This window comes from Pseudomonas sp. HC1(2025), assembly GCF_058742075.1.
Genome location: NZ_CP196017.1, coordinates 840501 through 854426, shown reverse-complemented (window position 1 = coordinate 854426; position 13926 = coordinate 840501). Strand labels below are relative to the sequence as shown.

General features: G+C 58.5%; 12 protein-coding genes, 1 other RNA gene and 1 pseudogene. 9 read left to right on the top strand and 5 right to left on the bottom strand.

Annotated features, from left to right (window positions below; all coding sequences use genetic code 11):
• Positions 1 to 85: 85 nt before the first annotated feature.
• Positions 86 to 655 (bottom strand): nucleotide exchange factor GrpE, encoded by a 570-nt coding sequence (gene grpE, locus ACSSVH_RS03620; RefSeq protein ID WP_169955089.1) that lies wholly within the window; start codon positions 653 to 655, stop codon positions 86 to 88.
• 232 nt (positions 656 to 887) lie between these two features.
• Between grpE and recN the strand changes: the two genes are divergently transcribed.
• Positions 888 to 2561, top strand: coding sequence for a DNA repair protein RecN (gene recN, locus ACSSVH_RS03615; RefSeq protein ID WP_169955090.1), 1674 nt, complete (start codon positions 888 to 890; stop codon positions 2559 to 2561).
• Between the two features lie 85 nt (positions 2562 to 2646).
• On the opposite strand, the gene fur is transcribed toward recN, so the two are convergent.
• Complete coding sequence (gene fur / locus ACSSVH_RS03610) at positions 2647 to 3051, bottom strand: ferric iron uptake transcriptional regulator (protein ID WP_492634096.1); 405 nt, start codon at positions 3049 to 3051, stop codon at positions 2647 to 2649.
• Between the two features lie 98 nt (positions 3052 to 3149).
• Here fur and ACSSVH_RS03605 point away from each other — a divergent pair, with 98 nt between their 5' ends.
• On the top strand, positions 3150 to 3677 hold the full coding sequence (locus ACSSVH_RS03605; RefSeq protein ID WP_169955091.1) for an outer membrane protein assembly factor BamE: 528 nt from the start codon (positions 3150 to 3152) through the stop codon (positions 3675 to 3677).
• 61 nt (positions 3678 to 3738) lie between these two features.
• Here the strand turns inward: ACSSVH_RS03605 and ACSSVH_RS03600 are convergent, their stop codons facing one another.
• On the bottom strand, positions 3739 to 4053 hold the full coding sequence (locus ACSSVH_RS03600) for an RnfH family protein (protein ID WP_492634095.1): 315 nt from the start codon (positions 4051 to 4053) through the stop codon (positions 3739 to 3741).
• Positions 4046 to 4480 carry a type II toxin-antitoxin system RatA family toxin gene (locus ACSSVH_RS03595; protein ID WP_032862891.1) on the bottom strand — a complete coding sequence of 145 codons (435 nt, stop codon included), beginning with the start codon at positions 4478 to 4480 and terminating at the stop codon, positions 4046 to 4048. Before ACSSVH_RS03595 ends, ACSSVH_RS03600 begins: the two co-directional genes overlap by 8 nt.
• A 168-nt stretch (positions 4481 to 4648) precedes the next feature.
• Here ACSSVH_RS03595 and smpB point away from each other — a divergent pair, with 168 nt between their 5' ends.
• Positions 4649 to 5131 carry an SsrA-binding protein SmpB gene (gene smpB, locus ACSSVH_RS03590; RefSeq protein ID WP_029299012.1) on the top strand — a complete coding sequence of 161 codons (483 nt, stop codon included), beginning with the start codon at positions 4649 to 4651 and terminating at the stop codon, positions 5129 to 5131.
• A 66-nt stretch (positions 5132 to 5197) separates the two neighbouring features.
• Here the strand turns inward: smpB and ACSSVH_RS03585 are convergent, their stop codons facing one another.
• On the bottom strand, positions 5198 to 5965 hold the full coding sequence (locus ACSSVH_RS03585; protein WP_070994380.1) for an FCD domain-containing protein: 768 nt from the start codon (positions 5963 to 5965) through the stop codon (positions 5198 to 5200).
• A gap of 260 nt (positions 5966 to 6225) precedes the next feature.
• Between ACSSVH_RS03585 and ACSSVH_RS03580 the strand changes: the two genes are divergently transcribed.
• From ACSSVH_RS03580 to ACSSVH_RS03555, 6 genes and pseudogenes are all read left to right on the top strand, one after another.
• A complete protein-coding gene (locus ACSSVH_RS03580) occupies positions 6226 to 7920 on the top strand; it encodes a lactate permease LctP family transporter (RefSeq protein WP_169955093.1) in 1695 nt (564 codons plus the stop codon).
• Between the two features lie 126 nt (positions 7921 to 8046).
• Positions 8047 to 10881 carry an FAD-binding and (Fe-S)-binding domain-containing protein gene (locus tag ACSSVH_RS03575; protein ID WP_492634094.1) on the top strand — a complete coding sequence of 945 codons (2835 nt, stop codon included), beginning with the start codon at positions 8047 to 8049 and terminating at the stop codon, positions 10879 to 10881.
• Between the two features lie 101 nt (positions 10882 to 10982).
• The gene (locus ACSSVH_RS03570) at positions 10983 to 11267 is read left to right on the top strand and encodes a PA2433 domain-containing protein (protein WP_169955095.1); all 285 of its coding nucleotides are present in this window, start codon (positions 10983 to 10985) and stop codon (positions 11265 to 11267) included.
• 102 nt (positions 11268 to 11369) lie between these two features.
• Positions 11370 to 11763, top strand: a transfer-messenger RNA (tmRNA) gene (ssrA, locus tag ACSSVH_RS03565).
• A 186-nt stretch (positions 11764 to 11949) separates the two neighbouring features.
• Positions 11950 to 12279, top strand: a pseudogene (locus ACSSVH_RS03560) (integrase arm-type DNA-binding domain-containing protein); the annotation flags it as partial.
• A gap of 48 nt (positions 12280 to 12327) precedes the next feature.
• Positions 12328 to 13457 (top strand): IS3 family transposase gene (locus tag ACSSVH_RS03555; RefSeq protein WP_492634694.1). Its coding sequence is split into 2 segments (ribosomal slippage): positions 12328 to 12583 and positions 12583 to 13457, totalling 1131 coding nucleotides; the frame shifts between segments, so codons are not numbered across the junction.
• Positions 13458 to 13926: the final 469 nt, after the last annotated feature.

Below are 13926 nucleotides of genomic sequence, written 5' to 3'. Positions count from 1 at the left end.
TTTGGATTTGGTTGCCGCAGCAGTGGTGGCTAACTGCGGTAGCACTTAAACGCTTGACTTATAAATGGGGTCGTTACGAACGATTTCAAGCCTGCTCGTCAATCGATGGCGAAACCGGTGCGGGAGCCTTGCTCACCACCACCATCGCCGGACGCAACAGGCGACCGTTGAGCTGGTAGCCCTTCTGGAACACCTTCAACACGCTATTGGGCTCAAGGTCAGCATTTTCCTGCATGGCCATGGCCTGGTGATGCTCCGCGTTGAACGGCTCGCCGCCTTGTGGATCGATGGCTTCCAACTGATAACGCTTCAGGGTGTCCTGGAACATTTTCAGGGTCAGTTCGATCCCTTCGCGCATGGCTCGGATGTTTTCGTCGTCCGGGCTGGACAGCTCCAGGCCGCGCTCCAGGCTGTCGATGATCGGCAACAGATCACCGGCAAACTTTTCCAGCGCGAACTTGTGGGCTTTCTCTACATCCTGCTCGGCGCGGCGGCGGACGTTCTGCAGATCGGCAGCAACACGCAAAGCCTGATCCTGAGCGCCTGCCAGCTGCTCTTCGAGCACCTGCACACGAGCCACCAGGTCTTCACCCGCTGCCTGCGAGGCCTGGTTGGCGTCTGGGTTTTGCGTATCCAGCGTCTGTTCGTCAGCCATAGTTTTCTCCTTTCAAAATCCTGCGCGAACTCAACTCGCGCTTCTGTTCCGGTATATGGGGCCACAATTTCCAGGTTCAAGGGCCGACATGTCCTGACCGACACTTTCCCGCACATTCCACATCGCGCTAAAAAACATCGCCATCCAAGCAAATTGAGCTAAGCCGCAGGATTGTCAGCGCCAAACAAAACACTGTATAAATAACCAGACCTAAAGCCTGGGAGCAGCCATTATGCTGGTTCACCTGTCCGTACATAACTACGCCATCGTTGAGCATCTGGATCTTGAACTGGATCGCGGGATGAGCGTAATCACAGGCGAAACCGGCGCCGGCAAGTCGATCATGCTCGACGCCCTGGGCCTGACCCTGGGCGATCGCGCCGACAGTGGCGTGGTTCGCCCGGGTGCAGACAAGGCCGATATCCTGGCGACCTTTGACCTGGCAGATATCCCGGAAGCCAGCGCCTGGCTCGCCGAACGTGACCTGGACAACGACGGCCCATGCATCCTGCGCCGCGTGATCACCGCCGAAGGCCGCTCCCGAGGCTACATCAATGGCACGCCCTGCCCCCTCGGCGACCTGAAGGCCCTCGGCGAGTTGTTGATCGACATCCACAGCCAGCACGAGCATCAATCCCTGCTGAAAACCGACACCCACCGCCGCCTGCTGGATGAGTACGCCGGCGCCACCGACCTGGCTCGCCAAGTGCAGTTGGCCGCGCAGCGCTGGCGCCAGACCCGCCTGGAACTGGAGCGCCTGTCCAATTCCGGCGACGAACAACGGGCCCGCCACCAACTCCTCAGCTATCAACTGGAAGAGCTGGAAAGCCTGGGCCTGGGCGAAACCGAACTGGAACAACTGGAGCAGGAACACAAGAACCTGACCAATGCCGAAACCCTGCTGGGCATCTGCCGCCAGGTTGTCGAGCAATGCAGCGAAAGTGACTCCGGCAATGTGCTGAACGCACTGACGGCAAGCCTTAACCGCCTGTCGAGCGTAAACAGCGGCTCCGGCTCACTAAATGAAGCCACCACACTGCTGACCAGTGCGCAGATCCAGGTAGAAGAGGCGGTTGGCGAGTTGAACCGCTTCCTTGACCACTTCGATGCCGACCCGGCTCGCCTGCAAGAGATCGAAGAACGCCTCGACACTATTTATACCTTGGCGCGCAAACACCGGATCCAACCAACAGAAGTCGCAGCCATGCAGCAAAAACTGCTGGATGAGATCGAAACCCTGAACGCCAACGACGAATCCATTGAGCGCCTGGGTGATGAACTGGCCTCTTTCGCCCGCCACTACCAGGAAAAAGCGCGGGAGCTGAGCGACCTGCGACACCAGGCCGCAACTGCACTGGCCTGCGCGGTGGAACAGGAAATCCAGCGTTTGGGCATGCCCGGCGGGCGCTTCACCATCGAGCTACACGCCAATAGCGGCAATGAACTGCAGCCCAATGGCCTTGAGCAAGTCGAACTGCTGGTCAGCGCCAACCCGGGCCAACCCCTCAAGGCACTGGCCAAGGTGGCGTCTGGTGGCGAGTTGTCACGGATCAGCCTGGCGATCCAAGTCATCACTGCCCAGACCTCTCGCGTACCGACCTTGGTCTTCGACGAAGTGGACGTGGGGATCGGCGGGCCAACCGCGGAAATTGTCGGCCAACTGCTGCGTCGCCTCGGTGAGCGCGGGCAGGTATTGACCGTTACCCACTTGCCCCAGGTGGCAGCCCAGGGGCATCAGCATCTGTTTGTGCATAAGGTGCGGGGCAGTGATGCCACACACACCGCGGTGTCCAAGTTGAACAAGACCGAACGCGTGGAAGAAGTCGCGCGCATGCTCGGCGGCATCGATCTGACCAAGGAGTCCCTAGCCCATGCGAAGAAAATGGTGGTGACGGCGAAGGCCTGATCGCGAGTTTCCCCTCGCTAGAAAGCACGAAGGCGACCCTAAGGTCGCCTTCGATCGTTTCGCAGAGCGAATCTGCGTAGCTTTCTTACTTTTTCTTACGTATGTACAGGACCAGATTATGGTCCACCAAATCGAATCCGTGCTGCTCAGCGATCTCATGCTGGAGCTTCTCGATTGCAGGACTGGTGAACTCGATTACCTCATTGGTATCCAGGTTAACCATATGGTCGTGATGACCACCGTCAGCCAGTTCAAACACTGCATGACCGCCGTCGAAATTATGACGAACCACCAGCCCTGCGGCTTCAAACTGGGTCAGTACACGGTAAACCGTGGCCAGGCCGACGTCCTCGTTAGACTCCATCAGTGCCTTGTAGACATCCTCGGCACTCATGTGGCGCTGCTCGGCGGAATCGAGCATTTGTAGAATCTTGACTCGTGGCAGAGTCACTTTAAGACCGGCTTTGCGTAGTTCGCTATTTTCAACCATGGTTAGCTTTCTCGCGGATGCTGCTTCGCAGCTTCTCTTAATACGGGTATGATCGGCGTTTACGTTGTCCCAGCCAAGATAGTGGAAGTCGCCCACCGATGCAAAACACCAAGCTCTTGCTAACCAGTTTCACCCTTGTGGGACTGCTCGCACTCGCCGGTTGTTCATTCCCCGGGGTTTACAAAATCGACATCCAGCAGGGCAATGTCGTCACGCAGGACATGATAGACCAGTTACGCCCGGGAATGACCCGACGGCAAGTACGGTTTATCATGGGTAATCCCCTGCTGACCGACACATTCCATGCCGATCGCTGGGATTATCTCTATAGCCTGCAGCCTGGAGGCGGGGAACGCCAACAGGAGCGCGTCAGTGTCATCTTTAATGGCAATGACCAACTCGTCAGCCTTTCCGGTGACTTCATGCCTGGCGTAAGCCGCGATGAAGCCCTGTTGGGCAAGGACAGCGGGACCAGCGTCACTGCGCCAGCGCAGAATGCTGAAAAACCCAAGTCCGAGGTGCCGGCCAAGCCTGGCTCCTTGCTGGACACCATCCAGAAAGATATCGACAGCGTCGAAACCGTTCCGGTACCCACACCAGAACCTCTGGATACAGGCCCGCAATAATTTGCATCGCTCAACAAAAAGCCCGGCATGCCGGGCTTTTTGTTGCCTGCTATTTCGCAGGTTATGGATTTTGCCGTCGAGCTTCGGCTGCTTTAGCCGCTCGCAAGCGCCTTACCTCTTTGGGATCCACCAACAAAGGGCGATAAATCTCGATGCGATCGCCGAGCTGCACGCTACGCGTTTCAGCATCCGCCACAACCTTGCCGAAAATTCCCAAGGGGCAACTGGCAACATCCAGTTCAGGAAACTGCGCCGCAATACCTGAAACCAGCACCGCCGCCCGCAGGCTCGTCCCCGGCGCAACCGCCAGACTCAACAACAATTGGCGATCCACTGCCGCACAGACCACCTCAATCTCAATCATGGACTCAGCCATGCAATTGCTTGGCACGCTGGCAAAACGCATCCACCAGGGTGTTCGCCGCCTGATTGAACAGCGGCCCCAAGGTCGCCCGCACGATGGAGCCTGCGTAATCAAACGTCAGGTCCAGGCTGATCTTGCATGCCTTCTCCCCCAGTGGCTTGAATACCCAGACACCATGCAGTTGAGTGAACGGCCCCTCCTCCAGATTCATCTCGATGGACCGACCAGGCACCAGGACATTGCTCGTCACAAACTTCTGACCAAGCCCGCCCTTGGACACCTCCAGACTCGCACGCATATGCTCATCGCTGCTCTCCAATACCGTGGATGAGGAGCACCAGGGCAGGAAATCCGGGTAGCTCGCCACGTCGTTGACCAGGTCATAGAGCGCTTGCGCCGGATAAGGCAGCAGGGCCGAGCGTTGAATATGCGTCGTCATGGGAACGTTATTTCCGAAGCTGAGCGGCAAACATCGCGAAAAGACTGCCCGATTCGCGAGAGAAAAAAACCAGAAACCTGGCGGTATTGTCCGGGATTCGTCCAACACGCTCAAGCACGCAGGTTGACCGTAGCCGACACGCTCGCAACTCCCTATAATGCCGCCCCTATGGCTAAACAAAAGAAACACCCAACAGGGACCATCGCGCAGAACAAAAAGGCGCGACACGATTACTTCATCGAACATCGGTTCGAGGCTGGTCTGGTCCTGGCCGGCTGGGAAGTAAAAAGTCTGCGCGCCAGCAAGTTGCAGCTGGTCGACAGTTACGTGCTGCTCAAGGATGGCGAGGCCTGGCTGCTCGGCAGTCATATCACGCCGTTGATGACCGCCAGCACCCACGTCATTGCCGACCCAGTGCGTACGCGCAAGCTGCTGCTCAATGCGCGCGAACTGGAAAAGCTCGCCGCTGCCGTACAACAGAAGGGCTACGCCTGCGTCTGCCTGTCGTGGTACTGGAGCAAGCACCTGGTCAAGTGCGAGATCGCACTGGGCAAGGGCAAGAAGGAATACGACAAGCGTGATACCGAGCGCGAGCGCGACTCCAACCGGGAATTGCAGCGCGCCGTACGCAACAAGGGCAAGGAAGACTGATCTTCCCCGGCCCTTGATGCGAGCCCGCGTGGCCAGGGAGCCTGCTCCCTGCGCCGCAACTGCCGGTCACATCCCCTTGCGCCGCTCCGCCCGCGCCATGCGCTGAACTTCCTGACGCACTTCTTCCAATACTTCCTGCACGTACAGCAGGTGACGTGTTGAAACTTCCCGCGCCTGTTCCGCCCGCCCTTCGATAATCGCCAGGTACAAGTCGCGATGCTGATTGATCAGCATGTCGCGGGTTTCGCTGCGTTGCTGGTACATGCCACCGATATTGGTCACCACGTTACGCTTGAGCAGATCAAACAAACCGCGAATAGTGTGCAGCAATACCGCATTGTGGCTCGCTTCGGCGATAGCCAAGTGAAACCTGGCATCGGCCGCGCCCTCTTCAATACGGCTCACCTCATCGTCACGCGTGTAGCAATCCTGCAAGGCATCAAAGGCTGCCGTCAGCCGCTCGCGGTCCACTTCCGTGGCGCGCAACGCCGCGTAATAGGCGCAAGACGCCTCGAGCGTCTGACGAAACTCCAACAAATCACGCTGGGCTTCGGGGTTGTTTTCCAGCAGATGCAGCAATGGGTCGCTGAAGGTTGAACCCAGCGTCTCCACCACATAGTTGCCGCCGCCCTGGCGACTGACCAGCAACCCCTTGGCCGCCAGCTTCTGGATCGCCTCGCGCAACGACGGCCGCGACACACCAAACTGTTCAGCCAGTGCGCGCTCGGCTGGCAATCGCTCGCCCGACTTCAACGTGCCCTCAAGGATCATGCCCTCAAGCTGCTCGACAATATCGTCGGACAAACGGCGCTGACGCACCTGATCAAACGCCATAACTGACTCTCCACGATCCCGGCCACTCGCCGGGCCCTCTATTCTGGCCTATTGCCGCGCTGTCGGCACCTATCAGAGCCCCTTTGATTACACCGATCAGACCCCGCGCCCGCCGACATGCGACCAAAGTTTCTCAGGCGGCAAATTGACACATCACCCCGAAGGCTCTTAACCTAGCCATCAGCGATTGTAAATTGGTCTTACCAATTACCCAAATCAGCTGAGCATGCATGACCAACAACAATTAGGGGCCACCCCATATGCAAACCTGGCAACAGCTTTACAGCCCACTCGGCAGCCTTGGCCTGTCCGCACTGGCCGCCGTTATTCCCATCGTATTTTTCTTCCTGGCCCTGGCGGTGTTTCGCCTCAAAGGCCATGTTGCGGGGAGCATCACCCTGGCGTTGTCGATCCTGGTGGCGATCTTCGCTTTCCAGATGCCGGTCGACATGGCATTCGCCGCTGCCGGCTACGGCTTTGCCTACGGCCTGTGGCCAATCGCCTGGATCATCGTCGCCGCAGTGTTCCTCTACAAACTGACGGTAAAGAGCGGCCAGTTCGAAGTGATCCGCAGCTCGGTGCTGTCGATTACCGATGACCAGCGCCTGCAAGTGCTGCTGATCGGCTTCTGCTTCGGTGCATTCCTCGAAGGCGCCGCCGGTTTCGGCGCACCCGTGGCGATTACTGCCGCACTGCTGGTAGGACTGGGCTTCAACCCACTGTACGCCGCCGGCCTGTGCCTGATTGCCAACACCGCGCCAGTGGCGTTCGGCGCCCTGGGGATCCCGATCATCGTGGCTGGCCAGGTCACCGGCATCGACGCCTTCAAGATCGGCGCCATGACCGGCCGCCAACTGCCACTGCTGTCGCTGTTCGTACCGTTCTGGCTGGTGTTCATGATGGACGGTGTGCGCGGCGTCAAGGAAACCTGGCCTGCGGCACTGGTGGCCGGCTTGAGCTTTGCCATTACCCAGTACTTCACCTCCAACTTTATCGGCCCGGAACTGCCGGACATCACCTCAGCCCTGGCCAGCCTGATTTCCCTGACCCTGTTCCTGAAAGTCTGGCAGCCCAAGCGCACTGCGGGCGCACAGATTGCTGGCGCTACCTCTAGCGTTTCGATCACCGGCAGCGTCGGCGGTTTCGGCCAGCCGCGCACTTCCGTGGCATCGCCCTACAGCCTGATGGAAATTTTCAAGGCCTGGTCGCCGTTCCTGATCCTGACCGTGCTGGTCACCATCTGGACCCTCAAGCCGTTCAAGGCGATGTTCGCCGCCGGCGGCTCGATGTACAGCTGGGTGTTCAACTTTGCGATTCCGCACCTGGACCAGATGGTGATCAAGGTTGCGCCGATCGTCACCAACCCGACCGCCATCCCCGCGGTGTTCAAGCTGGATCCGATTTCCGCCACCGGCACGGCGATTTTCTTCTCCGCACTGATCTCCATGCTGGTGCTGAAGATCAATTTCAAAACTGGTCTGACCACTTTGAAAGAGACCTTCTACGAGCTGCGCTGGCCGATCCTGTCCATCGGCATGGTGTTGGCGTTCGCGTTCGTGACCAACTACTCCGGCATGTCTTCGACCATGGCCCTGGTACTGGCCGGCACCGGCGCGGCATTCCCGTTCTTCTCGCCGTTCCTTGGCTGGCTTGGCGTGTTCCTCACCGGTTCCGACACCTCGTCCAACGCCCTGTTCAGCTCCCTGCAAGCCACCACCGCCCACCAGATCGGCGTCAACGACACTCTGCTGGTAGCGGCGAATACCAGTGGCGGCGTGACCGGCAAGATGATTTCCCCGCAATCGATCGCCGTGGCCTGCGCCGCGACCGGCCTTGTGGGCAAGGAATCCGACCTGTTCCGCTTCACCCTCAAGCACAGTCTGTTTTTCGCCACGATTGTCGGCCTGATTACCTACGCCCAGGCGTACTGGTTCACCGGCATGCTGGTGCATTAAGACCACAGGCAATACCGTAAGAACCGACGCCGCAGCCGCCTTGCGGCGTCAGCTATTCACAACCCAGTCTGCTGGACCGTGGCGTCCAGGCTCCCCAAACTGGGTGCTGCTGATCCTGGAGGACCCATGAGTCTGCCCATCGCGTTCCTTGATGCTGTCGCACGACTGATCCCGAAAGATCGGCGCTTCGACGATCCTCTTTCCACCCTGGCTTTCGGCACCGACGCCAGTTTTTACCGACTGATCCCACAGCTGGTGATCCGCGTCGAATCGGAAGATGAGGTGGTCGAACTCCTGCAACTGGCGCAACGCGACCGCGTGCCAGTGACCTTTCGTGCAGCCGGCACCAGCCTCTCCGGCCAGGCCATCAGCGATTCGGTGCTGATCGTACTCGGCGATAACTGGAACGGCCGCGAGATTCGGGGCCAAGGTACGCAAATCCGCCTGCAACCGGGAGTGATCGGGGCCCAGGCCAACGCCTGGCTTGCGCCGTTCGGGCGTAAGATCGGCCCGGATCCGGCGTCGATCAATGCCTGCAAGATCGGCGGAATTGTCGCCAACAATGCCAGCGGCATGTGCTGCGGCACTGCCCAGAACACCTACCACACCCTGGCCGGGATTCGCCTGGTGCTGGCCGACGGCAGCCGTCTCGACACCGAGGATGCCGCCAGCGTCGCGGCCTTCCGCGAGCAACACAGCCAGTTGCTTGAGCGCCTGGCCACCCTGGGCTGCGAGACCCGGGCCAATTCTGAATTGGCGGCGAAAATCCGCCATAAATACCGTCTGAAAAATACCACCGGCCTGTCACTCAATGCCCTGGTGGATTTCGACGAGCCGCTGGATATCCTCAGCCATTTGCTGGTGGGCTCCGAAGGCACCCTAGGCTTTATCAGCGCAGTGACCTACGACACGGTGATCGATCACCCCCACAAGGCATCGGCCCTGATCGTGTTCCCCGATGTAGAAACCTGCTGCAACGCCGTGGCCGTACTGAAAACCCAGCCCGTGTCGGCGGTCGAGTTGCTGGACCGACGCAGCATGCGCTCGGTGCAGGACAAACCCGGCATGCCCGCTTTCGTACAACAGCTATCGGAAGGTGCCTGCGCGCTCTTGATCGAATCCCGTGCAGCCTCGTCCACATTGCTGCATGAGCAACTGGCACTGATCATGGCCTCGCTGGCCGACTTCCCGGTCGAGAAGCAAGTCGACTTCACCGAAGACCCGCTGGAAAACGCACGCCTGTGGGCAATCCGCAAGGACACCTTCCCTGCCGTCGGCGCCGTACGCAAGACGGGCACCACGGTGATCATCGAAGACGTGACCTTCCCGGTAGAGCAACTGGCCATTGGCGTGAATCGCTTGATCGAGTTGTTCGACAAGCATCACTACGATGAAGCCATCCTTTTCGGACACGCCCTGGAAGGCAATCTGCACTTTGTGTTCACCCAAGGCTTCAACAGCGCGGAAGAAGTCACACGCTACCAGGCGTTCATGGATGACGTGGCGCAACTGGTGGCCGTGGAGTTCGGCGGTTCGCTGAAAGCCGAGCACGGCACCGGGCGCAATATGGCGCCCTTCGTCGAACTGGAATGGGGTAGCGATGCCTATCAATTGATGTGGCAACTCAAGCGCCTGCTCGACCCCAACGGTATTCTCAACCCGGACGTGGTGCTCAGCGAAGACCCGCAAATCCACCTCAAAAACCTCAAGCCCCTGCCGGCCGCCGATGAGATTGTGGATAAGTGCATCGAGTGCGGTTTCTGCGAGCCGGTATGCCCCTCCAAGGGCCTGACCCTGAGCCCGCGCCAGCGCATTGTGATCTGGCGCGATATCCAGGCACGCAAACGCGCGGGCATCGACACCACCGAACTGGAAGCGGCGTATCACTATCAAGGCATCGACACGTGTGCCGCCACCGGCTTGTGCGCCCAGCGCTGCCCGGTAGGCATCAATACCGGCGACCTGGTGAAAAAACTGCGCAGCCGTGAAGCAGGCAGTACGAAAACCGCCGAGTGGCTGGCCAGTCATTTCTCCACCGCGCTGCAAGGTGCACGCTTCACCCTGCATGTGGCCAACGGCGCCCGCATGCTGCTCGGCGCGCCACGCCTGGCGAAACTCTCAGCCTCCGTGACCAAGCTGTCCAAGGGGCAAATCCCGCAGTGGACCAGCGCTATGCCGCAGCCAGAAAAAGCCATCCGCTTCAGCCCTGCCGTCACCGATGAACGCCCACGGGTGGTCTACCTCGCAGCCTGTGTATCGCGGGCAATGGGCCCGGCGGCCGGGGACAAAGAGCAAATGTCGCTGTACGACAAAACCCGCGGCCTGCTGGAAAAAGCCGGCTACCAGGTAGTCATTCCGGACAATCCCGACAGCCTATGCTGCGGCCAGCCCTTTGCCTCCAAAGGCTACGCCGAACAGGCCGAGCACAAGCGCCAGGAACTGATCGGCGCCCTGCTCCACGCCAGCCGTGGCGGCCTCGACCCGATCTACTGCGACACCAGCCCCTGCACCCTGCGCCTGGTCCAGGACCTGGGGCAAACACGCCTGGACCTCTACGACCCGGTCCGTTTTATCCGCACCCACCTGATGGACCGCCTGGACTTCACACCCCAGGATGCGCCGATTGCCGTGCATGTCACCTGCAGCACCCAGCACCTGGGCGAAAGCCAGGCCCTGATTGACCTCGCCCGGCGTTGCAGCAACAACGTGGTAATCCCCGAAGGCATCCACTGCTGCGGGTTCGCCGGCGATAAAGGCTTCACCACGCCGGAACTCAATGCCCACTCCTTGCGCTCCCTAAAAGACGCGGTGCAGTACTGCAGCGAAGGCATCTCCACCAGCCGCACCTGTGAGATCGGTCTGACCCAGCATGGTGGGATCGATTACCACGGCCTGGTCTACCTGGTTGACCGGGTGACCCAGGCCCGCGCAATAAAAACGAACCCCTGCGCACTGGCGTAGTCACTTGCTTAAGCCCCGGGCAACCGGGGCCGACCCATGACCTCGCCGGCTGCCCGCACGTACCGCGCAGCATCGAGACCTCTTTGCACAAGGAGATACCCATGAAGCGTTCCGTACTGGCTGGTGTATTCGTTACCGCTGCGATGCTGGCCTCACCCGTGTTTGCCGCAAGTAACGAGGCAGATCTGTGCCAGATCAACCTGGATAAAATCAACAACAGCAAGGCCTTGCTCGCCACTGACAGCACAGGCAAAAGCGGCGAGATCGACACTGCCGTCTCCCAAGCCAAGGCAGCCCACACGGCCGGTGATGAGAAGAAGTGTATCGAGATCACCTCCAAGGCCCTGCAAGACCTGCAGAACCTGGATAAAGGCGGCAACCCATAACCCGCCAACCGCTCAAGGCCAACCTTTCGGGTTGGCCTTCTGTGACCGTTTAACGTACACTGCGCAGGCTTGTCGCTCACGATCACATCGAGCAACAAGCACGGGGCCGTTTAGGATTCGACGCCGGTTGCGAACCTTTAGGTGCATGCCGAGTTGGTAACAGAACTCGTAAATCCACTGTTGCAACTTTCTATAGTTGCCAATGACGAAACCTACGGGGAATACGCTCTCGCTGCGTAAGCAGCCTTAGCCCTTCCCTCCTGGTACCTTCGGGTCCAGCAATCATCAGGGGATGTCTGTAAACCCAAAGTGATTGTCATATAGAACAGAATCGCCGTGCAGTACGTTGTGGACGAAGCGGCTAAAACTTACACAACTCGCCCAAAGCACCCTGCCCTTCGGGTCGCTGAGGGTTAACTTAATAGAAACGGCTACGCATGTAGTACCGACAGCAGAGTACTGGCGGACGGGGGTTCAAATCCCCCCGGCTCCACCACTTAATCATCTAAAGACGTCCAAGGGCGTCTTTTTTTGTGCCTGAAATCCAGTAAATACGGGGGGTTCAGGGCTACCGGGGGCTTTTGAGGATTTCTGAGTTCCAGGCGCTTTGGTATCCCAGGTAGTATCCCGGGCTGCCAAGTGCTACTTTCAGGATACCAAAACGGTGCTGGAGGTAGCCCCCATGCCTACCAACGCAACCCGCATCTCCGATCGCCAGCTCAAGGCAGTCAAGGCAACTGGTAAAGACTTCGTCCTCAGCGACGGCGACGGCCTGCAGCTTCGAGTACGCGCCAGCGGCTCGATGATGTGGAATTTCAATTACCGCGAGCCGTTGACCAGAAGCCGTCTTAATATGGCGCTCGGTCCATACCCCGACCTCTCGCTAGCCAACGCCCGGAAGAAAGCCGCAGAGGCGCGTGAGTTGCTCGCTTTGGGCACTGATCCCAAAACCCAGCGTGATGAGGTAAGGCAAGCCAAACTTGCTGAGACTGAACACACTTTCGAGAAGGTTGAATCGCCCCGGGTTTCGTAGACACCTCTTTGCCTTAAACTGAGGCCAATTAGGAGGTGCCAGAGCAACCCGCGTTACCCCGAAGAATTCAAAATCCAAGCAGTCAATCAAGTGACCGAAAAGAAGCTGCCTGTCGCTGAGGTAGCGGCCCGTCTCGGCGTGTCGACGCATAGCCTCTATGCCTGGATAAAGCGCTACAGCAAACCTCAAGAAGAACGCCAACAGGATGATGATCAGCACGCTGAGCTGCGTCGTCTGCGAGCGGAACTCAAGCGCGTCACTGAAGAGCGAGACATATTAAAAAAGGCCGCCGCGTACTTTGCCAAGGAGTGCGGCTGAAGTACGCCTTTATCAAGCAGCGCGCGGGCGACTATTCGATTCGACGGCTTTGCCTGACGCTGAAAGTCCATCCCAGCGGTTATTACGCCTGGCTGTCTGAGCCGCAATCTGTACGCGCCAAAGACGATCAGCGACTGCTGGGTTTGATCAAACATTCCTGGCTGGAGAGCGGCGGCGTTTATGGCTATCGCAAAATCCACGACGATCTGCGCGAGGTCGGTGAGGATTGTGGTCGTCATCGTGTGGCGAGGCTGATGCGTCTTGAAGGTCTGCGTTCTCAGACAGGTTATCGACGCCGCCCTGGAAAGTACGGCGGTAAGCCAGCGGTCGTCTCACCCAATTTACTGAAGCGCCAGTTCGATGTCGTGGAACCCAACAAGGTTTGGGTAACCGACATCACGTACATTCGTACGTATGAAGGCTGGTTGTATTTGGCGGTGGTACTGGATCTGTTTTCTCGGCAGGTCGTTGGCTGGTCAATGAAGTCGCAGATGACCAGTGATTTGGCTATTGATGCGTTGTTGATGGCGGTTTGGAGGCGTAAACCGAAGCAAGAGGTGATGGTTCATTCCGACCAAGGCAGCCAGTACAGCAGCTCCGATTGGCGCAGCTTTTTGAAGGCAAACAATTTGGTTGCCAGCATGAGTCGCCGAGGCAACTGTCATGACAACGCCGTGGCCGAGAGTTTTTTCCAGCTTCTGAAACGGGAACGGATCAAGCGAAAAATCTACACCACGCGGGAAGATGCTCGGAGTGATGTGTTCGATTACATCGAGATGTTCTACAACGTAAAACGCCGCCATGGTTTCAACAATCAGCTGTCACTGGTAGAGTTTTAAAAGCGTTACGCAATGAGTTTGCAAGGTGTCTAGAGAATCCGGGGCGATTCAGAATCAGGCATCAACGCGGGTTAATTGGGAAGTGACGGCTCACGTCGCATGATCAGCGTCTACTGCAACCGCAGCAAAAAACCTATTTCAAATTCCTCCTTTAAATCACCTGGACGATGACGTTTCGGTTTTGAGACAGCGCCCACCATAACGGTAATGATGAGCCTTCAAGCCAAGTCACTGCGCAACGAACACCCTCCTCTATTACCGGAGCAAACTCATCGCCCCACAGGGTGTGAATCGCGGGAGCCCCTTCAGCAGACAGGACAGAGACACGGCTGCGTCATTCAAACAGATCCACTGCCAGTTCAACATCTTGCGGAAAATGAAGCAGAATACTCTGAGCTCCGTTAATCCGGAGAGTGGCAGCCTGCCGCAGTTTAATCGCAAAGGCAGACTAGTTAAAATCCGCGCCTCC